Here is a 23213-nt window from a genome sequence, read left to right on the forward strand (position 1 = left end):
CTTTCTCGTTTTATTTGCGGCAGCTATTTCGGATCGACCCAGCCACCGTAGCCCTGAGTCAACGATGCGGCGGCTTCCGGACCCCAGGTGCCGACCTTGTAGGGCAGCGGATCGCCGTGCGCGGCGAAGATGGGATCGATGATGCGCCAGGATTCGGAGACGTAGTCCTCGCGGGCGAACCAGGTCTGATTGCCCTGCATCGCGTCCTGCAGAAGCTCCTCGTAAGCCAGGAGATTGGCAGTACCGCAGCCCTGGTTGGCCGAGAGCTCGACCATACAGCCACGCAGACGGTCGCCGGCTTCCTTGACGGAGCCACCAATCGCGATCAGCGGTTCGGGGCTGAGGCGGAAGCGAACGTAGTTCTGCGGCGGAACCGACTCGGAGAAGACCGGAGGGGTCTGGCGGAACTTGGCAACCACCTCTGTCGCGGTAATGGGCAGATTCTTCCCGGTGCGGATGAAGAAGGGCACATCGCGCCAACGCCAGGAGTTGATCATCACCTTGAGGGCGGCGAAGGTCTCGACCTGTGAGCCGGGCTTGACGCCGGGTTCATCGTGGTAGCCCTCGAACTGGCCGAGGACGACATCTTCACGGCGGATGGACTGCACGCTCTTGAGAACCTTGACGCGTTCATCGCGGAGAGCTTCGACGTCCGGACACGGCGGCGGCTCCATGGCGATGTTGCTGAGCAGCTGCATGAGGTGGTTCTGGACTACGTCGCGGAGTGCGCCCACGCCGTCGTAGAAAGAACCGCGGCCCTGAATGCCGAACTGCTCGGCCATGGTGATCTGCACGCTCTCGATGTACTGGCGATTCCACACCGGATCGAGGAAGGCGTTGGAGAAGCGGAAGTAGATCAGGTTCTGAACCGCGTTCTTCCCCAGGTAGTGATCGATGCGGAAGATGTTGGGCTCGGGGAAGATTTCGTGGATGGAGCGGTTCAGCGCGTAAGCCGACTGTTGATCGTTGCCGAAAGGCTTTTCGACGACGACGCGCGCGCCTTCTGCGGAACCGGAATCCTTGAGCTTGCGGATAACCTCGATGAAGAGGCTGGGAGGAATCGCAAGATAATGCAGCGGATGCTGCGCGTTGCCCAGCTCCTTGCGAACCTTCTGGAAGGTGCTGATATCGGCGTAATCGCCGTCGACATAGCGGAGGCGGCTGCTGAGATCGGCAAAACCTTCGGGGTCGAGACCACCGTGCTTTTCGACGCTGTCCTTGGCGCGGGCCTTGAGCTGATCAAGATTCCAACCCGCTTTGGCTACACCGATTACGGGTCCTTTGAGCTTGCCGCGCTTGGCGAGGCGCTGGAGTGAGGGGAAGATCTGCTTGTAAGCAAGGTCTCCGGTGGCGCCGAAGAACACTAGGGCGTCCGACTGGGGCTGATCCATGTATCCGACCTTCTTTCCATGCGTGTGAAGTAATGCTGAGATCTAACAGGTCCATGGCCGAACGGCGGCCTGCAGGGACTCATCAATATCTATTTTAGAGATGCATGAGCGCTTGCGGGAGTCGCATACGCGGAATCTTGAGGAAGGAAAGCTGCAAATGTGAAGAAAGCGTTGCGCAGCTAGGTACGCAGCCGCGCTTTGCAGAATGCGGAGCTCTGCTTGTCGCCTAGTCTAAAGAAGGAGCCCCGTTCGTTGGCGGCGAATTTATCTCAAGGAGATTTGCATGGCAGAAAGTATCAAGAAGGCCAAAACTCCGGCAAAGCCCCGGAAAACCACAACGAAAAAGCAGGCGAGCCCGGAAGCAGCCAGGCCGAAGCCGACGCATGAAGAGATTGCGGAGCTGGCCAGGCGCTACTGGGCCGAGCGTGGCTGGAAGGATGGACACGCAGAGGAAGATTGGCTGCGTGCAGAGCGCGCATTGCTGGAACTGGCGTCTTGAAACGCCGCAGAAATTACTGAATGCGTTCAGTAATTTATCGAAAATTGATGAAGTGCGGGATGTGCCGGGCCGAGGCCCGGCTTTCTGCATTTCAGGAGTGCTTTCAGGCGGGGAGTTCGCGGCCAAGGTATTGAGCCAGCTCTTTCGGGCTGGCTGCGTGGGCATACGCCGTTTCAAGCGTGATGCGGCCGGATTGCACCAGGTCGGCGAGGGATTGCTCCATGGTCTGTAGTCCTTCCGCGCGGCCGGTTGCGACAAGGTGACGGATCTGGTGATCGTGTCCGGTTCGGATGAGATTGCGAACGCCGGGGGTGGCGAGCATGATCTCGACCGCCGGGAAGCGGTGCAGGCGATCGGCCCCGAGTACTAGCTGCTGGCTGAGAACGCCGAGCAGGCTGAGCGAAAGCTGCTGGCGTATCTGCTGCTGATGGCTGGCCGGCAGCAGGTCGAGGATGCGTGAGAGTGCCTGCGAAGCATCGTTGGTGTGCAGCGAGGAGAGCACGAGGTGGCCGGTTTCCGCGGCGGTAAGCGCAGCGGTCATGGTTTCGCCGTCGCGCATCTCACCGACGAGGATGATGTCTGGGTCCTGGCGGAGAACGGCGCGGACCGCATGCGCAAAAGAGGGCGTGTCACGGCCGACCTCGATCTGCTCGATGATGGCGTTGCGGTTTACGTGTTGATACTCGACTGGATCTTCGATGGTGATGACATGCTCATGACGGCGGGTGTTGACAAGGTCGAGCAGCGCGGCAAGCGTCGAGGTTTTGCCGCTGCCGGTTGGGCCGGTGACGAGGATAAGCCCCTGGCGCTTTTCTGCGAGCTGCCCGAGGCTGGCCGGCAGATGCAGGGAGTCGAGCGTGGGCACCTGCGCGGGTAAGAGCCGGATACTGGCGGCGAGGGTGCTGCGCTGGTAGTGGAAGTTGGCGCGGAAGCGGCCGATGGAGCCTCGCGAGAATGAGAGATCGATGGAGCGCTGCTCTTCGAGCTCGGCAGCCTGCGCAGGTGTGAGCACTCCCATCAGCATGAAGCGGAGATCCTCCGGGCTGAGTGCCTGGCTGTCCGGAGTGATGAGCGTGCCTTTGATGCGGAAGGTCGGAGGAACACCGGCTAGGAGCAGAAGATCGGAGGCGTTGCGCTGAGCGGCGAGCGCAAGCAGATGATCCAGGGATGGCCGGTCGTTGTATGTATTCGTCCGGACATCCGTACGGGGTTCGGGAGCACCGGTTTCGGGCCGGTCAGACAGGCTGGTGCGAGGGGGAGCGAGAGAAGAGCGGTTGAGCTGCTCGACCAGGCGGGAGAGCTCGTCATCGTATTGCGTCATGAGGCTGTACTCCAAAGCGGCGGCTGGCGAATGAAACACGCGGGCGCGAAATATCGTCCCTGTGATGATACCGACGGAACGAGGGAGACGTTTGCTCAGGGAGCGCCGTGCGCGGCGTATACACTGAGGGCTGCTTTTCATGATGCGAGAAAGACTGGAATACGGCGTTGTCTGGCTGCTGGTGACGGTGCTGGGCAGGCTGCCGCGTCCGCTGGCGCGGGCGATGGGAGCAGGCGTGGCGCGGCTGGCGCTGCGAGTGATGGGACGGCTGCGGAAAACCGGGTTGAGAAATCTGGAGCTGGCTTTTCCGGAAAAGAGCGAAGCCGAGCGCGAACGGATTTTGCGCGAGCTCTTCCGCAACCTTGGCTGGCTGATGGCGGAATTCTGCCTGATGCCGCGCTATACGCAGAAGAACGTCGGCGCGATCGCACATTACGAGGGCCTCGATCACTATCTCGCCGCGCAGGCCAAGGGCAAGGGGGTGCTGATTGTGACCGGTCACCTCGGCGCATGGGAGCTCTCGAGCTTCTACCACTCGCTGATGGGGCACCCCATGAGCATGGTCATCCGGCGCCTGGACAATGCGCGTGTCGATGCACTGGTGAACGGTATCCGCTGTCTCCATGGCAACAAGGTGCTGCACAAGGATGATTTCGCACGCGGCCTGATCGCGGCGATGCGGCGCGGTGAGACGGTGGGCATTCTGATGGACACGAATATGACCCCGCCGCAGGGCGTCTTCGTGCCCTTCTTCGGGCACATGGCTTGCACGGCATCGGGATTGGCGCGTGTCGCTCAGAAAACCGGCGCAGCAGTTCTGCCCGGCTTCATGCTCTGGGAAGAGCGCGAGCAGAAGTATGTGCTGCGCTTCGGTCCCGAGATCGAGCTGGTCGAGACTGGAGACACCGAGCGTGATGCGCTCGAAAATACGGCGCGCTGCACGGCGGTGATTGAAAGCTACATACGGCAATACCCAAGCCAGTGGCTGTGGGTGCATCGTAGATGGAAGACGCGGCCGGAAGGCGAGCCGACGCTGTATCCGCGGCGATAAACAACGAGGAATGGCATGACGCGATTGGTGCAACTGGCAGAGGTTCTGAAGACGGAGCTGCGCTTCGCCGAAGGCAGGGAAGAACTGCACATCTCGGGTGTGGCGGGTGCGAAGCGGGCCGGCGCAAGCGACCTTGTTTTTGCGGAAGATGCCGAAGCCCTCGAAGCGGCGCTGGCCTCGGCGGCGCTGGCAGTGATTGTGGCCCGGAAGATTGCTCCGGAGGAGAACCCGGGAAAAACACTGCTGGTGACGCCTCAGCCCAAGCTTGCCTTTGCACAGGCGGCACGGCTGCTGCGCGTACAGGATGAAGCGGCGGGTATACATCCGACCGCAGTGATTGCGCCTGATGTCGTGCTTGGTCGGCGTGTCTCCATCGGCGCTTATGCTGTGCTCGAGGCCGGCGTAAAAGTGGGCGATGACAGCCGTGTGGACGCGGGCGCAGTGCTGGGTGCTGGAGTGAAGGTCGGCCAGGGGTGTCGGATCTATCCCCGGGTTGTGGTTTATCCCGGCGTAGAGATGGGGGATCGCGTGGTGATCCATGCCGGCGCGGTGCTGGGCGGTGACGGCTTCGGCTACGTGCGCGACCGTGAGACCGGGGCGTATACGCAGTTTCCGCAGCAGGGGCGGTTAGTGATCGAGGACGACGTCGAGATCGGCGCGAACACGACCGTGGACCGCGGAGCGCTCGAAGAGACGCGGCTGGAGAAAGGCGTAAAGATCGACAACCTCGTCCACATCGGTCACAACGTGCGCGTGGGGAAGCATGTGGTCATCGCTGCGCAGACCGGCATCTCCGGCTCGAGCGAGATTGGCAATCATGCCATTGTTGGCGGGCAGGTGGGCATCGGCGACCACGCGACGGTGGGAGAGCAGGTGATTCTCGGCTCCGGCTCGGGTGTGCTGACGCACAAGAAAGTGAAGGGCGCGGGCGTAGTCTTCTGGGGACGGCCCGCTCGCCCCTTAAAGCAATACTTGAAGGAATTGGCGACGCTGGCAAAGCTCAGCCGCGGATAATGCAGCAGCAAAAAGCCAGCCATTTCCATGGCTGGTTTTTTGCTTAACGAGGAGTGTCGAGCGAAGGAAACGGCTCGCGCTTCATCGAGCCATCTCGCTGCTTCATGAGGATCTCGACCTTACCTTCCGCTTCTTCGAGTTCCTTTTTGCAAAGTGCAGAGAGCTGCACGCCTTCTTCGAAGATTTTTACGGAGTCTTCGAGGGGAAGATCGCCGCGCTCGAGCTGCGCGACGATCGTTTCCAGTTTCTTGAGCGATTCTTCAAAAGCTGCCATGGGGATTCCTAAGCGGTGATGGCCTGCGCGGCCGGAAGTTCTTCGACGGACTGCGGCTTTGGCAGAACATCCTTGATGGCTTCAATAGCGAGTGGATAGCGTCCGAATGGAGCGCTGACCTGCACGCCCTGGACCATCGGCATGGTAGCGGCGAGCATCTCCTGCGCAATTTTGATGCCTTCGGCGCGGGCGAGGTCGGGTGTCGCCGCCTGCTGCATGCGGAGCAGGATGCTGTCCGGCACGCTCACGCGCAGGTCGTTCTTCATGAATTCGGCGTTGCGCAGGCTGGTGAGAGGCCAGATGCCGGCAACGATGGGAATACGGAAGCCCTCGATGCGCTTGAGGAAGGCTTCGAGGATGCGGAGATCGAAAACCGGCTGCGTGATGGCGTATTCGGCTCCGGCCTCTACCTTGTAGGCGAAGCGGCGAATCTCGTTTTCAATATCCGGCACGCCTGGGTTGGCAGCAACGGCAATCGTCAGTCCCGTGGATGAGCCGATGGGATTGCCGCCAATGTCGAGGCCGTGATTCAGGCGCTGGACAATATTGACGAGACCGATCGCATCGACATCGAAGACCGCCGTGGCATCGGGATAATTGCCGAGCTTAGGCGGATCGCCGGTGAGGCAGAGGATGTTTTTGAGGCCGATGGACGAGGCGCCCAGGAGATCGCTCTGGATGCTGAGGACATTCCGGTCCCGGCAGGTGTAATGCAGGATCGTCTCGATGCCTGTTTTCTGCTGGATCTGGATGCAGAGGCTTTGCGCGCTCATGCGGGCAGAGGCGCGCGGCGAATCGGGCACGTTGATGGCGTGGATGCCATGGCTGGCCAGCATGGCGGCGCCGTCGAGTTCACGGCTGGCATCGACGCCGCGCGGCGGGACGATCTCGACCATGGTGACAAAGGCGCCGTCATGGATGAGCTGGCCGATCTTCGAGCGCTGTGCGAGCGGCGGCGGAACAACCTCGGAGACAATTTCGACCTTCGCCGTGGGCTGAACGCTGACCTTCTGCGCGTCGGCGGCACGCAGAGCGGCACGCATGGCGCGGATGTGGTTGGGCGTGGTGCCGCAGCATCCGCCGATGAACTGCGCGCCTGCTTTGAGGAACTTACGCGCAAAGCTGGCCATGTACTCCGGCGAGCAGAGATAGATGTTGCGGCCGTCGATGGCGCGAGGCATGCCGGCATTGGGCATCGCGGCCAGCGGCAGGCTGGTTCCGGCGGCAAGCTTTTCCAGCGCGGTGAGGATGGTGGCCGGCCCGGTGCTGCAGTTGCAGCCGACAATATCCGCACCCCAGGCAGCGAGGCGGGTAGCAGCGATTTCGGGCGAGGTGCCATCGAGGCAGTTACCCTCGTCGTCGACGTTGACCATCGCCAGGATGGGCAGATCCGGGGCAACCTCTTTGGCCGCCAGAATGGCCTGCTCGGCCTCGTTGAGCGCGACGATCGTCTCGATGGCAAGCATGTCGACGCCGCCTGCGACGAGGCCGCGGATCTGCTCTGCGAACGCAACGCGGGCTTCTTCCAGACTGGTTTTGCCAAGAGGCTCAAGATGCACGCCGAGTGGCCCGACGGAGCCGGCGACAAAGGCCTTGCCGGCATGTTTTCCGGCATGATGCTCGACGGCCTGGCGGGCCAGCTCGGCACCGGCCTTATTGATGGCGAAGACCTGGTCCTGGAGCCCGTAACGGAGCAGGCGGAAGCTATTGGCCCCGAAGGTGTTCGTCTCAATGACTTCAGCCCCTGCCTGGAGATATTCGTCGTGGATCGAGCGGACGAGATCGGCCTGGGAGAGATTGAGCTCGTCGTAGCAGCGGTTGATGAAAACCCCGCGGGCGTAGAGCGTGGTTCCCATGGCGCCATCACAGAGAATGGTCCGGTCACCGAAGAGCGCCCGTATACGTTCGTTCATAGTCCTCTCATGGTATGCCAGCGATGTTGTGTTTGCCACCGTCCGGCATTCGCAACTTGCGGACAGTGAAGCGGGTTAGAACACGGCAAAAGCGTGAGCGGGATGACGGGATCGGCGACCGTTCGTCTAATCGACAGTGACACTGGCGATGTTGGGAAAGCGACGGAACGGGCATCCGAGAGGGTAGTTTCCGGGGCCGCCAGAATGCGCTAATGCTTTGCTATACTGTGGCTTCCCACGTTCGTGAGGTTTTGGATTTTGAAGAAAAGAAGTTTCGCGGCTTACTGGCTCCTCCCCGTTCTGTGCCTGGCATCCTTGCTCCTGGTAACTTCGTGTGGCCAAAGCTATTACGCTGACGGTCGCAGTCTTCCGCCGAGCGGGCTCTTGAACCGCGTCCTGATTGCGGAGCAGAACCCCAGTGCCCTGACCAAGGGCGCGCTGCCGTTTGTCGATGCGTATTACGACATCCGCCACAACTACAACAACACGGTCGCCTCGTTCTCGATCAGTGGCTACTCCGGCTCGCTGCCGCAGACGATCCAGAACATGCCGGAAGAGCAGATCGGCGCGGTTTATGGCGAGGGTGATGGCAGCTTCGCGCTGGTGAGCTACGCATCGGAGAAGGAAGCGAGCACCATCAGCATTCCTGGCGGCCTCTCTTCGAGCGTTTTCATCGCACGCGACAAGTCGTTCGTCTACGCGGCCAACGATACGACCCACGTGGTCTCGGTCATCGACGTGGCAAATTCGAAGTCCTACACGCTGAATCTGCCGAACGTCTATGCCGTGTCGGTCAACCCCGGCGGTTCGATTGCGCTGCTGTTCGTGCGCAATGCAACCCAGGCAGCCAGTGCCAGCACGGCAGGTGGCACCTCGGAGGCCAATTTCGCGGTCTATAGCGTGGTGCACCTGACGACAACGCAGAGCCAGGAAGCCATCAATAACCCGAACTGGACCTATACCTCAGGGAGCGTTTCCAACACGGCGCAGGACTGCGAACCGCAGAACCTGCCGGTCTACTGCATCTTCCCGGTGAGCACGGGCGCGAACGCAACCTTCGATAACCCGGTGAAGGCACTTTTTTCGTCGGATGGTTCGACCGTCACGGTTCTGAACTGCGGTAAGGAATGCGGCGGCACGACTTCGAGCATCACGACGATCCCGCTCACCAGCTCCGAGCTGAACACGGGCGTGACCGGTGGCGAGGGCATTGCTCTGACCGCTACGGCTACGACAGCGATACCCGGCGGCGTGACCAATGGTCTTTACAGCGGGAATACCTTGTATCTTGCCGGCCAGGAAGAGCAGAGTGATGGATTGTTCGCGGGCAACCTGACGGTCTTCGATACGACGACCAGCTCCATCACCGGTACCTATTCCATCAGCGACGGCACGCATAACCGCATGGTCCTCGGCGACGAGGATACGCTGTGGATCGGCTCATCGGGCTGCATCGCGGGCGAGCGCTATAAGCAGGTAGAGGCCGGCTCATCGGCGGCTTATGGCTGCCTGACCATGTTCAACACCTCGACGAATGCGGTAACACTCGACTCTTACAAGGGCGATGCCACCGGCATCGCGCCGGTCACGGGCCTGGATAAGGTCTACACTGCCGAAGGTGGACAGGTGTACATCTACAACACGGCTGACATGTCGGAGCGCAACAACGCCAACGTAACGGTCAGCGGTACTGCCGCCGACGTTGCATATATGGATGCGTCCAGCGACGCGGACAACACCATCTACTAAGCGCGGCAGAAAAGTAGAAGAGCGCGGCAGCCTGGCTGACCGCGCTTTTCTCTTTGGAGGAGAAAGACAATGGCAGAGCTCGAATCCAGCTGGGCGGAGCCGGTCGAGGCCGAGGTATTGGCAATTGCGGCGCATCGCGACGACGTAGAGCAGACCTGTGGCGGCACATTGCTTAAAATGCGCGCGCAGGGAGTGTCCACGGCGATCCTCGACCTGACCCGCGGTGAGGCAGGAACGCGTGGATCGGCGGCAGAGCGGGCGGCGGAGGCCGATGCCGCGGCACAGATTCTGGGTGTGAGCTGGCGCGGGGCGCTGGATATTCCGGACGGACGGGTCGAAAACACCTATGAAAACCGCCTCAAGCTGGTGCGGGTGCTGCGCCAGGTGCGGCCGCGGGTGGTGATCCTGCCGTACTGGACCGGACGGCATCCGGATCATTACACGACTGCAGGGCTTGGATATGAAGCCTGCTTCCTGAGCGGCCTGGCGAGCCTCGATACGGGATTTGCGCCGCACCGGCCATTCAAAATCCTCTATGCAAGTCTGTATGCCGATGTGCGGCCGAGTTTTGTGGTGGATGTTACTGCACACATCGAAGCCCGGCATCGCTCCTTGATGGCCTATACCTCGCAGTATGCGAACCAGGAGCGCGGCGGCGGCCTTTTTGTGCCGGAGGAAGAGATCCGGGAGCGGACATTCTCCGTGGCGCGGCACTATGGCTTGCTGGCCGGGGTGCGATATGCCGAACCCTTCGTGCAGAAGGAAATTGGCCTGGTGGAGGATCTGACGCTGATCCCGGTGCAATCTTTATAAGGTCAGGCGTTGGCAGCGATCAGCCCGGAGGGGATATAGGGCAGTGCCCGTAACGGCAGATAGATGCTGACCTGTGCCCCATGCAGCGAGGTCGAGCCGCCATTCTGCACGCGGATGGTGCCGCCATGTTTCTGCACGATACCCATGCTGACCCAGAGGCCGAGACCGGTGCCCTGATCGCCCTTGGTGGTAAAGAAGGGCTGGAAGAGGTGTTCGAGGCTGGCCGGAGGAAACCCGAGGCCGCTGTCGGCAACTTCGATGAGTACGCCGGCGGAAAACAGCTCCTCCGAAGGAGCTTCGCGCAATGCGATGACGATGGTGCCCCCGTCTCCGGCGGCTTCCATGGCGTTGACGAGGATATTGGTGAAGACCTGGCGCAGTTCGGCAGGAAATCCCTCAATTTGGGCCGGACCGAGAACCTGCAGATCGACACGGATGGAAAGCTGCTGGATACGCCGATCGAGCAGCAGGAGCACGCTTTCGATGAGCTGCTGCAGGTCGATGCTGACCGGCGCTCTGGGCTCGCGGTAGAGACTGAGTAGCGTGCGGCTGATCTGCATCGTGCGTCCCAGTTCCTGCTGTGCCAGTTGCAGGTATTCTGTGCGCTTGTCCGCATTCTCTTCCAGCATGAGCAGGTAAAGCAGGTTGGCAACCGAGTCGAGCGGGTTGTGGATCTCGTGAGCGATGGTGGCGGACAGGCGACCGGCGACCGCGAGCTTTTCGCCGGCAAGCAGGGCTGCCTCCGTCCGTCTCTTCTCCGTGATATTGCGGAAAACAAGCACGATGCCCGTCATTTCCCCCAGGGCATTGTGAATAGGGGCAGCGCTGTCGTCGATTAAAAATTCCTTGCCCTGGCGGGAGAGAAGCGCGGTGTGGTTGGCTATCCCGACAATCTGATTCAAGCGGCGGACCTTCTCCACCGGGTTTTCGGCAAGCTCCCGTGTCTCTTCGTGGATGATGTGAAAGACATCCTGCAAGGGGCGCCCGATGGCTTCGGCGGAGCTCCAGCCGGTAAGGTTCTGGGCTACCGGATTGATGAATTCGATATGGCCGTTCAGGTCGCAGGAGATGACAGCATCGCCGATGGACTCGAGCGTCGTGAGATATTTCTGCTGGCTGTCATAGAGATCGTGCGACGTCTGGCTGAGCTGGGTGAGCGTCGTGCTGTAGTTGCGGGAGACGAGTTTCAGGCGGCTGCGCGTGAAGAGCGCCAGAGACACTCCGACAAAAAGGGAAGCCAGCAGCAGGACAATAAACGCAACCTTCTCGCGGAAGAGCACCGTTGCCGCGCGATGATGCCGGGCCTGGGTCTCTGCCTCATGCATAGCCCGCACGGCCTCGCGGATGCCGTCTATGAGCTCCTTATCCTTCACCTCGTCGGCTGGGGTCTCGCTCGGGCTTGCCGGCGAAGCGAGGATGGATTCTGCAAATCCGAGCCAGATCCGGTAGCGATCATGCAGGATGGCAAGGCGAAGGGACTGGTGCGGGCGATCTACCTTGAGCCGGCCTGCCAGCGCATCGAAAGCACCTGGAATCTGCGCTCCGGCAGAACGATAAGGTTGCAGCTGGGCGGGATCATGCGTGAGTTCATAGCCGCGAAGGCTCATCTCCTGATCGAGGATCAGGCTCTGAAGCTGGAGGATGTCGGTATCGATGCGATCACTGGTGTCCAGTGCGGACATGGTGACCGAGCCTCGATGGATAAGCCCGAGCGTGAGCACACCCATGGCCGCCAGCAGCAGAATCGGGAGAATCGTAGTTTGCCGCAGTATTCTCCGGAACTCGGCAAGGTTCACAGCGCTTTCCTGACGGGACCCTGAGCCGGATGCAGCAGCCCTAACAGCGTGTCGATCAAGATCTTGGGATCGTTGCCCTTCATGAGGGTAGAGTTTACCGACTTCGTGATTCCGGGAGGAAGCTCGATGTATGCGGAGAGCAGAAGGATCGGTACGCGGGCGCGCAGGCTGCGCATGCACGTTGCGACTTCGTCGCCATTCATGCCGGGCATGGAGTAGTCCAGCACGACAGCGTCTACGGAATTCTGGCGGAAAAGATCCAGTCCGCTGGGGCCATCGGAGGCGGTGAGAACACGGAATCCGGCGCGTTCCAGAACGACTTTTCGGACTCTCAACCCGATGAGTTCGTCGTCAATGCAGAGGATGAGAGGGGAACTCGGCATGGAGACCTTTGCGTGGACAGAGGAAAGATGACGGTAAAGTGTTGCGAGTATAGCATCTTAGCGAAACTGCATTCCTGCATCAAAGCGTTGATTTTGCGCGAAAGCCGCTAGGCGAATTTACAATCCTTTTGCATTCTCTTTGCCTGATTGTCGTACGCTTGAGCTGTGAAACCACGGCCTGACGGCCAAGGGTTCCTGAGGACGATTTGTTTTGAGCCAAACCGTATTTGTCCTGGAAGACGATACCGATATCTCCCGCCTGGTACAGCACCATCTCGAAGCTTCGGGCTTCGGGGTGAAGGTTTTCTCCACTCCCGCCAACCTGATTCCCGATGCCGAGCGGCAGCCGCCCTCGCTGTTTCTTCTGGACATCATGGTGCCCGGCGGCGATGGGCTGGATGTATGCCGCAGGTTGCGTAGCCATCCGGCGCTGGCCACGGTGCCGATTATCTTTTTGACCGCACGCGCGGGTGAGAACGAACGCGTACTCGGTCTCGAGCTTGGCGCGGACGATTACATCACCAAGCCGTTTGCTACCCGCGAGCTGCTGGCCCGCGTGAAGGCCGTGCTGCGGCGCTTCGAGCGCCCGACCACGCCTTCGGTGATCAGCTTCGAAGATGTGGTGATCGACGCAAGCGCCATGCAGCTGAAGGTGCGCGGCGAGCTGACGACCACGACGGCAACCGAGTTCCGGCTGTTGGATTACCTGGCGCGGCACCCGGGCCGGGTCTTCAGCCGCGATCACCTGCTCGATGCGGTGTGGGGCGATTCGCGCTTCGTCACGCCGCGTTCGGTCGATGTTTATGTACGGCGCATCCGTGAGAAGATCGAGGTGGATGCGGAGAACCCGCGCTATTTGAAGACGGTGCGCGGCGCCGGTTACCGCTTCGAGATTCCGAAGGCGGGCTGACAACTAGTTGCGGATCGGTGTTGTCACCGGTCCGCGGCTTTACAGCAGCGGGGTCCGCCGTTCTGGCGAGACCCCATGTTCTTCTCTGCAGTCTTTTCCTTCCAGAAGCCTTCGATGACCGGCCGAGTATTCACTAAATTATTGCTGTCCTTCATCCTCGTGCTGGCGACCAGCGCTGCGATTCTGGACTTCACCCTGCGCGGCATCATCGAGCATTCGCTGCGGGAAGAGATCGCTCAGTCGCTTACCGGCAAGGCTCGCCTGCTGGCCGGCGAGGCGCATCCGGGAGATGGGCAGCGTCTGGATGAACTGGCGTCACGGGCAGCCTTCGAGGCCGGAGCGCAGGTAACCTTCTTTGCTCAGGACGGCACCGTTCTTGCTTCTTCTGCCTCGTCCCCGGCCACATCTGCGATTCCTCCTGAGGTCAAGGAAGCATTGACCCACGCCGATAAGGTCGGCAGCACGGAGCGGGACGGCATGCTGTATGTCGCGGTGGCCGGAGGCGGGCTGGTCGTACGGCTGGCATACCCGCTGCAGGGCATTCATGACACGACCCATGTCCTGCGCAGGGATGTGCTGCTGGCTTCCATGTTCGCAATTGCGCTGGCGACCATCCTGGCCGCCTTCATCGCACAGCGGGCCCAGCAGCGGCTCAAACGCATCGTGACTTTCGCTGCGCGGATGTCTGCGGGCGACTTCACCGCACGCATCGAGGAAGGCGATCTCGACGAAGTCTCGGAGGTCGCGCGAGCGCTGGATACGACGGCAGCGCGGCTGGAGGCAAGCTTCCATGCGCTTGAGACGAAGCAGAGGGAACTGGCCGCCCTGCTCGACAGCATGCAGGAGGCAGTGATCGCCGTCGATGCGGCGGGCCGCATCAGCTGGTCGAATACCGTGATGCAGCGGATTGCTCCCGGCGCGACACGCCAGGGGCAGGCTCTGGTCCATGCGGTGCGCGACCCCGAGGTCCTGCACTGTGTCCAGATAGCTCTGGAAAGCCGGGAGTTGAGCAGTGGCAAGGCGACGTCGGTGGCTCCGGCCCGGGTGTATGAGGTGAATGCCGCGCCGACTCCGGGCGGTGGCGCCGTAGCGGTGCTTCACGACGTCACAGAGATTGAGCGGGTAGAGAAGATGCGGCGGGATTTCGTCGCCAATGTTTCGCATGAGCTGCGTACGCCTTTGACTTCGATCTCGGGCTATGTCGAGACGCTGCTCGAAGACCCGATGATCGAACTTCCCCAGCACGCGCGGGAGTTCATGGCGATCATCCTGCGCAATGCGACGCGGATGAATCGTCTGACCGAGGATCTTCTGGCGTTGGCGAGCGTGGAGTCGAGCGATTACAGGCTGAAGCTGTGCCCTGTGAAGGCTTCGACGCTGGTGCGCGACGCCATTGATTCGCTGGCCGGGATGGTGATCGATTCGGATATCAGCCTCGATGAGGCTGAGTTGACCGACGCAGTCGTAGGCGCCGATGAAGATGCACTCACCCAGGTCTTTGGAAACCTGGTCGAAAACGCGATGAAGTACGGCAAGGGCGGCAAGCGGGTGCTGATCGGTGCACGCAAGGTGGAAGATGGCGTGGAGTTCTGGGTCCAGGACTTCGGGCCCGGGATCGCTTCGGAGCACCTGGGCCGTATCTTTGAGCGCTTTTATCGTGTCGACAAGGCTCGCTCGAGAGAGTCGGGAGGCACGGGGCTCGGTCTCGCGATTGCGAAGCATATTGTGCTGGCGCACGGAGGAAACATCCGGGCCGAGAGCGAACTGGGATCGGGGGCGACTTTTCTTTTCACGCTGCCGGCTGTATCGCGGCGGGAGTCGACCCGGGGAGATGACGTTCGCGATACCAGTGAGATAGCCTCTAAGTAGCTCATCACAAGCGACTTAAATGGATCGATGCGCATCCATTTGTTGCCATTTTTACGAATTCGTCACCTGTATGTAACAAGCGGGCTTAACAATTCATGCATATCCCACGAGGGGGAAACTCCATGAATCGTAAGCTTGTTGTCCTTGCCGCGGCGCTGATGGCGTCGATGGCTTCCTCCGGCCTTGCGCAGAAGTTAAACGGTGCGGGTGCGACCTTTCCGAACCCCATTTACTCGAAGTGGTTTATCGAATACAGCAACGCGCATCCGGGCGTGCAGATCAACTATCAGGCGATCGGTTCCGGCGGCGGTATCCGTCAGGTGACAGCTGGCACGGTCGACTTTGGCGCGAGCGACGGTCCGATGAGCGACGCGCAGCTCTCCGAGTCGAAGATCAAGATTGTGCACATCCCGACGGTTCTGGGCGCGGTGGTGCCGATCTACAACCTGCCGGGCGTGAACACTGAACTGCGCTTTGCTCCCGATGTGCTGGCCGATATCTACCTGGGCAAGATCTCCAACTGGGACGACGCGCGCATCGCGAAGGACAACCCGGGCGTCAAGCTGCCGAATCTCGCTATTAACGTGGTGCACCGCTCGGATGGCAGCGGCACGACCTACATCTTTACCGACTATCTCTCGAAAGTAAGCTCGGACTGGCAGAGTTCGGTGGGCCGCAACACCGCGGTGAGCTGGCCGAAGGGTATCGGAGCGAAGGGCAACGAAGCGGTCGCGGGCATGGTTCGCCAGCTGCCCGGCACGATCGGCTATGTGGAGTTGATCTACGCGCTGCAGAATAAGATCTCGTTCGGCTACGTGCGTAACCCTGCCGGCACCTGGGTCAAGGGCAGCGTGGAGGGCGTGACGGAAGCAGCCGCATCGGTGAAGTCGATGCCTGCGGATTACCGCGTTTCGATCACGAATGCGCCGGGCAAGACTGCGTACCCGATCTCCAGCTTTACCTGGCTGCTGATTCCGAATCCCGCTCCGGATGGCGCGAAGGGCAAGGTCATCAAGGACTTCCTGAACTGGATGCTCGACCACGGCGAGTCCGAGGTATCGGCGCTTTACTACGCTCCGCTGCCGCCGTCGGTTGCGGCGAAGGTCAAGGCGACGGTCTCGCAGCTGAAGTAACGCAGGCCACAAACGGCTCCGGGCATGGCAATCCTTCTGCCCGGAGCCGTTTCTTTTCCCCGGAAGCAATGATACTTACACCTTATTTTTCAACGGCTTTAACCGTCCTTTCATGTTTGACGGGTAGCGTAATGTCTGGTGGACTATAAGACACAGGACGTTCGTGTGCCCGGATCTCCGAACACAACTTTTCCCTCCCCGGAAACGCATGAGGCAGTGGTGAGACCTCCGATCGTAAGCGATGCAGAGCAATCGGAGATTCGCAGGTTTCTGCTGGGCCGTGGCAGCTCGACGCTGCAGGATCGCGGCTTCGCTTGGCTGATGCTGGGCTGCGCGCTCAGCATATTCGCCATTGTGGCGCTGATTGCCACGGAACTGGTGCTGCGCTCGCAGCTGACCATCCAGAAGTTCGGCATCACGTTCTTCTTTGGCCACGCCTGGGACCCGGTCAGCGGCAACTTCGGGGCCTTCCCCTTCATCTACGGCACGCTGATGTCCTCGCTCGTAGCGCTGTGCATTGCGGTGCCGCTTTCTGTAGGCGTGGCCATCTTCATCACCGAGATGTGCCCGAAGTTTCTGCGCGGTCCGCTCTCCTTCCTGACCGAGCTGCTGGCGGCGATTCCCAGCGTGGTCTACGGTCTGTGGGCGATCTTCACGCTGGTGCCGCTGCTGCGCGAACATATCGATCCGGTTCTGATCAAGCTTTTTGGCTGGACAGGCCTTTTCGCGGCGCCGGACTTCGGTCTGGGCACTCTCTCCGCAGGCGTCATCCTCTCGATCATGATTCTGCCGATCATCTCGTCGCTGACGCGCGAGGTGATGACGGCGGTGCCGCACTCACAGCGCGAAGCGGTGCTGGCGCTGGGCGCGACCCGCTGGGAAATGATCCGCATGGGCGTGCTGCGCAATGCGCGCATCGGTATCGTGGGCTCGGTGATTCTCGGCCTTGGCCGCGCACTGGGTGAAACGATGGCCGTAACCATGGTGATCGGCAACAGCCCGCAGATCATGAAGAATCTGCTGGCGCCGGCATACAGCATGGCCAGCGTGATCGCGAACGAGTTCAGCGAAGCTTCCGATGACATGTACCGCAGCGCGCTGATCGAGATTGGTCTGGCGCTGTTTATCGTGACGATTCTGGTGAATGCACTGGCCCGGCTGCTGGTGTGGGCTGTAACGCGCGGCGCACCGCCGCGGGCGGCGTAAGGAGAGAACGAGCGATGACGAAAAGCAATTCTCCGAGCGCATTCCATACCCTGCGCCGTGCGGCGACAAATCACCTGGCAACGGGACTCGCAGTTCTGAGCACGATCCTGGTGGTGGCTCCGCTGGTGGCGATCTTCGCGTACCTGATCTACAAGGGCGCGAGTTCGCTGAACCTGGCCTTCTTTACGCAGATTCCGAAACCGGTCGGCGAGGCGGGCGGCGGCATGGCGAACGCCATTCTCGGCTCCGCGGTGCTCCTGCTGGTGGGCAGTCTGCTGGGCGTGCCGATCGGTATTGCCGCTGGCATCTACCTGGCGGAGTTTGGGCAGGGTGGCAAGCTGGCAAACGTCGTGCGGTTCACGGCAGACGTTCTGAACGGTGTGCCGTCGATTGTGATGGGCATCGCTGTGTACTCGCTGATTGTTCTGCCGCAGAAGCATTTCTCGGCTTTTGCGGGCGGCGTAGCGCTGGGCATCATGATGATCCCGACCATCACGCGCACCACTGAAGAGATGCTGCTCATGGTGCCGGGCTCGGTGCGTGAGGCTGCGCTCGGTCTCGGCGTTCCCAGCTGGCGCGCGGTGCTCTCGATCACGCTGAAGACGGCCTCGCCGGGCGTGATCACCGGCTGCATGCTGGCCTTTGCGCGTGTTGCGGGCGAGACGGCTCCCCTGATGTTCACGGCCTTCGGCAACCAGTTCTGGAGCTCCAACCTGCACGAGCCGATTGCCGCGCTGCCGCTGCAGATTTACGCATACGCAATTTCTCCATATGACGAATGGCACCGCCTGGCCTGGGCCGGCGCGCTGGTGCTGATCCTGTTGATCGTGATCTCGGTATCGCTGGTGCGGTACGTGACGACGCGCGGTGTATTGAAAGGGGCGAACTGAGTGGGTGTCGGGATTGAGGTCAAGAATCTGAATGCGTGGTATGGCGCGAACCATACGCTGCTGGACATCAATCTGCATATTCCCGCGAACGAGGCCACGGCGCTGATCGGACCCTCGGGCTGCGGCAAGTCGACGTTCGTCCGCTGCCTGAACCGGATGCACGAGACGAACCCGATCGCCAAGGTGACGGGCTCGGTGCGGATCGGGGATATCGACGTTTATGCCGACTCGTCGCCGGTGGAAATCCGCCGCCGGATCGGCATGGTCTTCCAGCGGCCCAACCCGTTTCCGACCATGTCGATTTACGACAACGTAGCCTCGGGTCTGAAGCTGAACGGCTTCCGCAACCGGCGCGTGATGGACGAGGTGGTGGAGCGCTCGCTGAAGCATGCGGCTCTGTGGGACGAGGTGAAGAACGACCTCAAGAAGAAGTCCGGAGCGAGCCTCTCGGGTGGTCAGCAGCAGCGTCTCTGCATTGCACGTGCGCTCGCGGTCGATCCGGAAGTGCTGCTGATGGACGAGCCGGCATCGGCGCTCGATCCGGTCTCGACGGCGAAGATCGAGGATCTGATTTTCCAGTTGAAGTCGCAGTACACCATCGTCATCGTCACGCATAACATGCAGCAGGCGGCGCGCGTGGCCGAGCGAACTGGCTTCTTTTTGAACGGTAAGCTTGTCGAGTTTGATTCGACCCACAAGATCTTCACAAATCCCGGCGACAAGCGGACGGAAGATTACATCACGGGCAGGTTCGGCTGATGAGACTTCGATTTCAGCGCAGTCTGGATGATCTGAAGGAAAAGCTGCTGGTGATGGCTGGCATGGCCGAGCAGTCGATTCAGCGTGCAGTGGAAGCGTATCGTACGCGGGACCTTTCGATCTGCGATCTGGTAGACCACGGCGAGCTGGCGATCAACCGCTTCGAGCGGGAGATCGATCAGATGGCGCTGGACCTGCTGGCGATGGAGCAGCCGATGGCCATCGACCTGCGGTTCATCCTCGCGGTCATCAAGATCAACGCGGATCTCGAGCGCGTAGGCGACTCGGCAACCAGCATCTGCGACCGGGTGCGCGATCTCCAGGCCTTCCCGGTAGCGGATCTGCCGGTCGATACGCCGAAGATGGCGTCGCTCGCTGCGGCCATGGTGCGCAAGGCTCTGCAGGCGTTCATCGAGGCAGATGCTTCGGTCGCAGAATCCGTGCTTTCGATGGACGATAACGTGGACAAACTGAATGACACTGCCTACTTCACGCTGCTGAACCTGATGAAGGCGCAGCCGGAGCTGGCTCCGCAGGCGCTGAACGCGATCATGATTTCGCGCAGCCTCGAGCGCGTGGCGGACCATGCTACGAACATCGCCGAAGATGTGATCTTCTGGGTGCGCGGAGCGGATGTGCGGCATCACTCGTTGAACAGCGAGAGCCAGTCAGCGTAAGAGCCTTCACCGGCGGCTATTCCGCTGCCGGTGCCCACCACTCAAGACGCGGGATGCGCGGGAAGTAGAGGCCGAAGCAGATTTCGAGCTTCCTTCCGCGCACCTGCTCAAGCATTTCCGCATAAGTCTCAAGCTGTGGTGCATAGAGCGCCCGCTGGCGGGCCAGGAAGTCTTCGATCGGCTCTCCGGCCGGTGCGCTCATCTTGTAATCGACAATCCAGGTGATGTGCGAGCCTTCGCTTCCCGGCGTTTCGCCGGCGAGAAAGACGCGATCGGCACGCAGCGTATGCAGCGCAACCTCTGCGCCTGTGCCGTTCCATGATGTCCACGAGGTTTCGGACTCCGCGCCTTCGCGCTGGCCGAGCAGCCATGCGCTATCCGGATCGGCGAGCGAGGCGTGGACCGCGCTGATGACTTCGTCGAGGGCGGATTCGAGTGCGCGGCCGGCGAGCGCCGCTTCCCGGAGCAGACGCTGGGTGCGGGGACGGATGATCTCGGGCGATGCTCCGCGGCTGAGATCTTCGAGCAAAGTGTGCACGATGCTGCCGACGAGTCGGGCACGACGCGTACCTTCAGGACGCGCGAAAGGGTCCTCGACAGCTCCGGTATATGTGCCGGTGAGCGTTACATTCTGCATGGCGGCGATGGGAGGGAGATCGCGTAACCGGCGCAGGGTGGGTGCAAAGTTTTGCAGTTCTGCGTTTGCCGCCATTTCAAGAGGCCGCCTTTCCGAGGATGGCTCCGGAAAGGGCAGGAGGGTTTCAGCCGGTTCGGATGCAGGAGCAGCGAAAGCGATGAATTCCGCCTCGAGTGCAGGCCAGGCGCAGGCAAGCAGGCTACGGGCATCACCGGGTTGGAGGCCGTCTTTTGTCACCGTGGCAGTGCCAAATAGATGCAGTTCGCGACGGGCGCGGGTGCAGGCGACATAGAACAGACGCTTGCGCTCTTCGGCGGCGCGCTGATCGCGCTGGCGCTGAATCCAGGCGTAGGTGGCGTGGCGGTCATCACCGCGTGTGCCGATGGGGGCGAGCAGGACCTCTTCTTCGCCGCCAGGCGCGTTGCGCTGCAGTGAAACGATGAGAGAGCCGCGATCTCCTGTCGGCTTGCGATCGAGCCCAGGCACCAGTACGACATCGAAGCCGAGGCCTTTCGACTTATGGATGGTCATCAACTGGACACCCGCTCGCTCGCTGACCGTGGGATCGGGCAATGCGAAGAGATGATTCAGCTGCTCGTCGAACTCCGATGTAAAGACGGCGATACCATCGGGCGCAATGCCATCGAGGAGCGCGAAGTAGACCTGCGCATTTTCAAGGCCGGCGGCATCGAGGCATTGCGGACCGCCGAGACTGCGCCAGGTACGCTCGATCCACTGCGAGAAGGATGCGGCATGGGGACCGGTGTAGCGTGCTTCGAGCGCGGAGCGAAGGATGACGAAAGCGCGTGCTGCGCGTGCCTGCGATTCTGGTGCAAGCTCGGGCAGATGCTGTTCCAGCAGTTCAAGCATCGGGAGATGACGCTGGCTGCGGTCGTCCCGCCCGGCGAGCGTGTGCAGGTCCGTAAGCGTAAGGCCGCACCACGGTGCGCGCAACACGGAGAGCCATGCGATGCGGTCCATCGGATGAAGCAGTGCGCGGGTAAGCGCGAGGAGGTCGAGCAGTTCCTGCCGCTCGGCAAGGGTCTCGAGCTCAACGGCGCGGAAGGGGATATTGCGGCGGCGCAGCAGGGGCACGATCGCGGCAAGATGCTGGCGGGCGCGTACAAGCACGGCGACGCGGTATTCGCGTCCTTCGAGTTCAGCCTGGCGGATGGCAGGGAGATGATGTTCGATAGCCGTGACCACAGCCTCGGCTTCCTCACGCTGAGCCTGTTGTTTCTCTTCGGAGGATGGCCGACTCTCACTGGTGCCGATGATCTGCGGATGTACATGAAGAGATTGCGCGGCGGGTGCAGGTTCGGAGGCGAAGGATTCGGTGAAGGGCACGGCCGCAGACTGCGACGGGGCACCGAAGACTGCGGTAAATATTTCATTCCACCTGCTGGTGAGGCCGGCATGTGAGCGGAAGTTGGTGAGGAGCTGGATGGGCTCGCAGGTAATGCCATGTTCGTCATGGCCGATACCGCGTGCTTCCACCTGGTAGAAGAGCTCGACCTCGGCCTGGCGGAACATATAGATGGATTGCATGGGGTCGCCGACAAGAAAGCAGGTGCGGCCTTCTCCCTGCTCCCATGCGTGGACGAGATACGAAACGAGCTGATGCTGGCTGCGCGAAGTGTCCTGGAACTCGTCGATAAGCAGATGGCGCAGGTTGCCGCTGAGTGCCAGGAGACGGTCGAGGCCGCGATTCTCCTCTTGCAGAACATGGCGGGCTGCGATGCCGAGCTCCGGGAAGTCGACAGCATTTTGCTCGGCGAAGAGCACGCGGAGTTCGGCAACGGCGTAGCGCAGGAGAGTAAAAAAGTGGCGAAGCGCGCTCCACTGCTGCTCGTCGTAATGTGGCCTGGGCAGCGCGCGGATAGCGCACAACAGCGCAAGCAGGTCCTGCTCCTGTGAGAACTGCTGGAGCAGCTTGAGCATCGCGTCTTTGGCTTCCTTGAAGGCACGATTCTTTGTGCCCGGTGGAAAGCCTTCGGCGGCTGTGACAGTTTTTCGCCACGTATCCGATTTCGTGAGGAGCATGGAGCAGATCGCCAGCCAGTGATCGACAGAAAGCGTCGAAGCCGAGGGCAGAGCGCTGATGCCGGCCAGCCCGGAGAGCTCTTCGTATCCGTTTGCGAGCGCGAAATTGGCGAGGCGGAAAAGTTCGCTGGCGAGCAGCGGACGCGCGGCCAGCGCGGCATGGGCCTGCTGGAGAACGCGGCGGATTTCATCGCGGAACGGCTTCTCGAGCTTATAGCGCAGCTCCTCCCACGCCTCTTCGTCGTCGCCGAGATGAGAGATGGGGAAGATACGAAGCCATTGGTCGCGTTGTGCCAGCATGCCGGCGATGAGGCCTTCGCAGTCGGCGAGGTTGTTGTCGCGCATGGCGAGCAGATGTGTGAGGGCTTTGTTCAGCGCGGTATGGGAGCTACCCAGGCGGCTGAGGAGACGGCGCGCGGCCTGGGCGTACAGCCGTGCACCCTGCTCGGTGGGCGTGAGCTGGCCGCCGAGGTTGGAGAGCAAAGGCTGCCCGTGCGCAATACGCAGGCAAAGCGAATCGATGGTCTCGATGCTGAGGCGATGGGGCTGCTCAAGCAGCCGCCAGCCGCGTCTTTCCGCGTGTGCAAGCGCAGCACGGGCAAGGGCAAGGCGATCGTCTTCGTCTGCAGCCTCCGGTGTGCGTGCAGCGCGCTCGAGGTCGGAGAGGATGCGTGCGCGCATCTCGGCCGTGGCGGCGCGGGTAAAGGTGATAGCCAGAATCTCTTCCGGCTCGTTGACGACCGTGAGCAGGCGCAGAAAGCGGCGCGTGAGGAGATCGGTTTTACCGGAACCGGCAGGCGCGCGGACGATGAAGGATTCAGAGACATCGAGTGCGCGGGCGCGCTGGTCAAGATCGCGGATTGGGAGGGGAAGAACTTCGGGCAT

At 61.3% G+C, this 23213-nt stretch carries 19 protein-coding genes; 12 read left to right on the forward strand and 7 right to left on the reverse strand.

The genetic code is table 11. The features are described 5' to 3' along the window. Positions 1-23: 23 nt before the first annotated feature. Positions 24-1391, reverse strand: a complete 1368-nt coding sequence (gene zwf, locus ESZ00_RS10065) for a glucose-6-phosphate dehydrogenase (protein WP_129208139.1) — start codon at positions 1389-1391, stop codon at positions 24-26. A gap of 283 nt (positions 1392-1674) precedes the next feature. On the opposite strand from zwf, the gene ESZ00_RS10070 reads away from it, so the two are divergent. Then, positions 1675-1890, forward strand: coding sequence for a DUF2934 domain-containing protein (locus ESZ00_RS10070; protein WP_129208140.1), 216 nt, complete (start codon positions 1675-1677; stop codon positions 1888-1890). 103 nt (positions 1891-1993) lie between these two features. Here ESZ00_RS10070 and ESZ00_RS10075 read toward each other — a convergent pair whose 3' ends face one another. Next, entirely contained in the window at positions 1994-3211 is a 1218-nt protein-coding gene (locus ESZ00_RS10075) for a type IV pilus twitching motility protein PilT (protein WP_129208141.1), read from the reverse strand. Between the two features lie 139 nt (positions 3212-3350). On the opposite strand from ESZ00_RS10075, the gene ESZ00_RS10080 reads away from it, so the two are divergent. Next, positions 3351-4262 carry a lysophospholipid acyltransferase family protein gene (locus ESZ00_RS10080; RefSeq protein ID WP_308419060.1) on the forward strand — a complete coding sequence of 304 codons (912 nt, stop codon included), beginning with the start codon at positions 3351-3353 and terminating at the stop codon, positions 4260-4262. 15 nt (positions 4263-4277) lie between these two features. After that, positions 4278-5276, forward strand: coding sequence for a UDP-3-O-(3-hydroxymyristoyl)glucosamine N-acyltransferase (gene lpxD / locus ESZ00_RS10085; RefSeq protein WP_129208142.1), 999 nt, complete (start codon positions 4278-4280; stop codon positions 5274-5276). A 43-nt stretch (positions 5277-5319) separates the two neighbouring features. On the opposite strand, the gene xseB is transcribed toward lpxD, so the two are convergent. Both xseB and ESZ00_RS10095 read right to left on the reverse strand, forming a co-directional pair. Next, the gene (gene xseB / locus ESZ00_RS10090; RefSeq protein WP_204520196.1) at positions 5320-5550 is read right to left on the reverse strand and encodes an exodeoxyribonuclease VII small subunit; all 231 of its coding nucleotides are present in this window, start codon (positions 5548-5550) and stop codon (positions 5320-5322) included. Between the two features lie 8 nt (positions 5551-5558). Further along, the gene (locus ESZ00_RS10095) at positions 5559-7463 is read right to left on the reverse strand and encodes a bifunctional homocysteine S-methyltransferase/methylenetetrahydrofolate reductase (RefSeq protein WP_129208144.1); all 1905 of its coding nucleotides are present in this window, start codon (positions 7461-7463) and stop codon (positions 5559-5561) included. A gap of 384 nt (positions 7464-7847) precedes the next feature. Between ESZ00_RS10095 and ESZ00_RS10100 the strand changes: the two genes are divergently transcribed. Both ESZ00_RS10100 and bshB1 read left to right on the forward strand, forming a co-directional pair. Continuing rightward, positions 7848-9212 (forward strand): hypothetical protein, encoded by a 1365-nt coding sequence (locus ESZ00_RS10100; RefSeq protein WP_129208145.1) that lies wholly within the window; start codon positions 7848-7850, stop codon positions 9210-9212. 69 nt (positions 9213-9281) lie between these two features. Further along, positions 9282-10025 (forward strand): bacillithiol biosynthesis deacetylase BshB1, encoded by a 744-nt coding sequence (gene bshB1, locus ESZ00_RS10105; protein WP_129208146.1) that lies wholly within the window; start codon positions 9282-9284, stop codon positions 10023-10025. 2 nt (positions 10026-10027) lie between these two features. Here the strand turns inward: bshB1 and ESZ00_RS10110 are convergent, their stop codons facing one another. Both ESZ00_RS10110 and ESZ00_RS10115 read right to left on the reverse strand, forming a co-directional pair. After that, complete coding sequence (locus tag ESZ00_RS10110) at positions 10028-11821, reverse strand: ATP-binding protein (RefSeq protein ID WP_129208147.1); 1794 nt, start codon at positions 11819-11821, stop codon at positions 10028-10030. Beyond that, the gene (locus ESZ00_RS10115) at positions 11818-12204 is read right to left on the reverse strand and encodes a response regulator (protein ID WP_129208148.1); all 387 of its coding nucleotides are present in this window, start codon (positions 12202-12204) and stop codon (positions 11818-11820) included. Before ESZ00_RS10115 ends, ESZ00_RS10110 begins: the two co-directional genes overlap by 4 nt. 211 nt (positions 12205-12415) lie before the next feature. Here ESZ00_RS10115 and ESZ00_RS10120 point away from each other — a divergent pair, with 211 nt between their 5' ends. The 7 genes from ESZ00_RS10120 (at position 12416) to phoU (ending at position 19648) form a co-directional block, all read left to right on the forward strand. Continuing rightward, positions 12416-13114, forward strand: coding sequence for a winged helix-turn-helix domain-containing protein (locus tag ESZ00_RS10120; RefSeq protein ID WP_129208149.1), 699 nt, complete (start codon positions 12416-12418; stop codon positions 13112-13114). A gap of 114 nt (positions 13115-13228) precedes the next feature. Continuing rightward, positions 13229-14983 (forward strand): sensor histidine kinase, encoded by a 1755-nt coding sequence (locus ESZ00_RS10125; RefSeq protein WP_229741175.1) that lies wholly within the window; start codon positions 13229-13231, stop codon positions 14981-14983. A 122-nt stretch (positions 14984-15105) separates the two neighbouring features. After that, on the forward strand, positions 15106-16116 hold the full coding sequence (gene pstS / locus ESZ00_RS10130; protein WP_164981452.1) for a phosphate ABC transporter substrate-binding protein PstS: 1011 nt from the start codon (positions 15106-15108) through the stop codon (positions 16114-16116). Positions 16117-16335: 219 nt separating this feature from the next. Further along, positions 16336-17322, forward strand: coding sequence for a phosphate ABC transporter permease subunit PstC (pstC, locus tag ESZ00_RS10135; RefSeq protein WP_229741176.1), 987 nt, complete (start codon positions 16336-16338; stop codon positions 17320-17322). 14 nt (positions 17323-17336) lie between these two features. Beyond that, positions 17337-18212 carry a phosphate ABC transporter permease PstA gene (gene pstA / locus ESZ00_RS10140; protein WP_129208151.1) on the forward strand — a complete coding sequence of 292 codons (876 nt, stop codon included), beginning with the start codon at positions 17337-17339 and terminating at the stop codon, positions 18210-18212. Further along, the gene (gene pstB / locus ESZ00_RS10145) at positions 18213-18971 is read left to right on the forward strand and encodes a phosphate ABC transporter ATP-binding protein PstB (RefSeq protein ID WP_129208152.1); all 759 of its coding nucleotides are present in this window, start codon (positions 18213-18215) and stop codon (positions 18969-18971) included. Further along, a complete protein-coding gene (phoU, locus tag ESZ00_RS10150; RefSeq protein ID WP_129208153.1) occupies positions 18971-19648 on the forward strand; it encodes a phosphate signaling complex protein PhoU in 678 nt (225 codons plus the stop codon). Before pstB ends, phoU begins: the two co-directional genes overlap by 1 nt. A 16-nt stretch (positions 19649-19664) precedes the next feature. Here phoU and ESZ00_RS10155 read toward each other — a convergent pair whose 3' ends face one another. Next, complete coding sequence (locus tag ESZ00_RS10155) at positions 19665-23213, reverse strand: UvrD-helicase domain-containing protein (RefSeq protein WP_129208154.1); 3549 nt, start codon at positions 23211-23213, stop codon at positions 19665-19667.

Origin of the sequence: Silvibacterium dinghuense, from assembly GCF_004123295.1 — a bacterium.
Lineage (GTDB): Bacteria > Acidobacteriota > Terriglobia > Terriglobales > Acidobacteriaceae > Silvibacterium > Silvibacterium dinghuense.

Excerpts from the sequence above, each read along its gene's own strand:
- bshB1 (WP_129208146.1), top strand. The coding sequence starts at position 9,282 with ATGGCAGAGCTCGAATCCAGCTGGGCGGAGCCGGTCGAGGCCGAGGTA.
- ESZ00_RS10155 (WP_129208154.1), bottom strand. The coding sequence starts at position 23,213 with ATGCCCGAAGTTCTTCCCCTCCCAATCCGCGATCTTGACCAGCGCGCC.
- ESZ00_RS10070 (WP_129208140.1), top strand. The coding sequence starts at position 1,675 with ATGGCAGAAAGTATCAAGAAGGCCAAAACTCCGGCAAAGCCCCGGAAA.
- ESZ00_RS10095 (WP_129208144.1), bottom strand. The coding sequence starts at position 7,463 with ATGAACGAACGTATACGGGCGCTCTTCGGTGACCGGACCATTCTCTGT.
- zwf (WP_129208139.1), bottom strand. The coding sequence starts at position 1,391 with ATGGATCAGCCCCAGTCGGACGCCCTAGTGTTCTTCGGCGCCACCGGA.
- pstA (WP_129208151.1), top strand. The coding sequence starts at position 17,337 with ATGACGAAAAGCAATTCTCCGAGCGCATTCCATACCCTGCGCCGTGCG.
- ESZ00_RS10080 (WP_308419060.1), top strand. The coding sequence starts at position 3,351 with ATGATGCGAGAAAGACTGGAATACGGCGTTGTCTGGCTGCTGGTGACG.
- phoU (WP_129208153.1), top strand. The coding sequence starts at position 18,971 with ATGAGACTTCGATTTCAGCGCAGTCTGGATGATCTGAAGGAAAAGCTG.
- ESZ00_RS10125 (WP_229741175.1), top strand. The coding sequence starts at position 13,229 with ATGACCGGCCGAGTATTCACTAAATTATTGCTGTCCTTCATCCTCGTG.
- ESZ00_RS10075 (WP_129208141.1), bottom strand. The coding sequence starts at position 3,211 with ATGACGCAATACGATGACGAGCTCTCCCGCCTGGTCGAGCAGCTCAAC.
- xseB (WP_204520196.1), bottom strand. The coding sequence starts at position 5,550 with ATGGCAGCTTTTGAAGAATCGCTCAAGAAACTGGAAACGATCGTCGCG.
- lpxD (WP_129208142.1), top strand. The coding sequence starts at position 4,278 with ATGACGCGATTGGTGCAACTGGCAGAGGTTCTGAAGACGGAGCTGCGC.
- pstS (WP_164981452.1), top strand. The coding sequence starts at position 15,106 with ATGAATCGTAAGCTTGTTGTCCTTGCCGCGGCGCTGATGGCGTCGATG.
- ESZ00_RS10115 (WP_129208148.1), bottom strand. The coding sequence starts at position 12,204 with ATGCCGAGTTCCCCTCTCATCCTCTGCATTGACGACGAACTCATCGGG.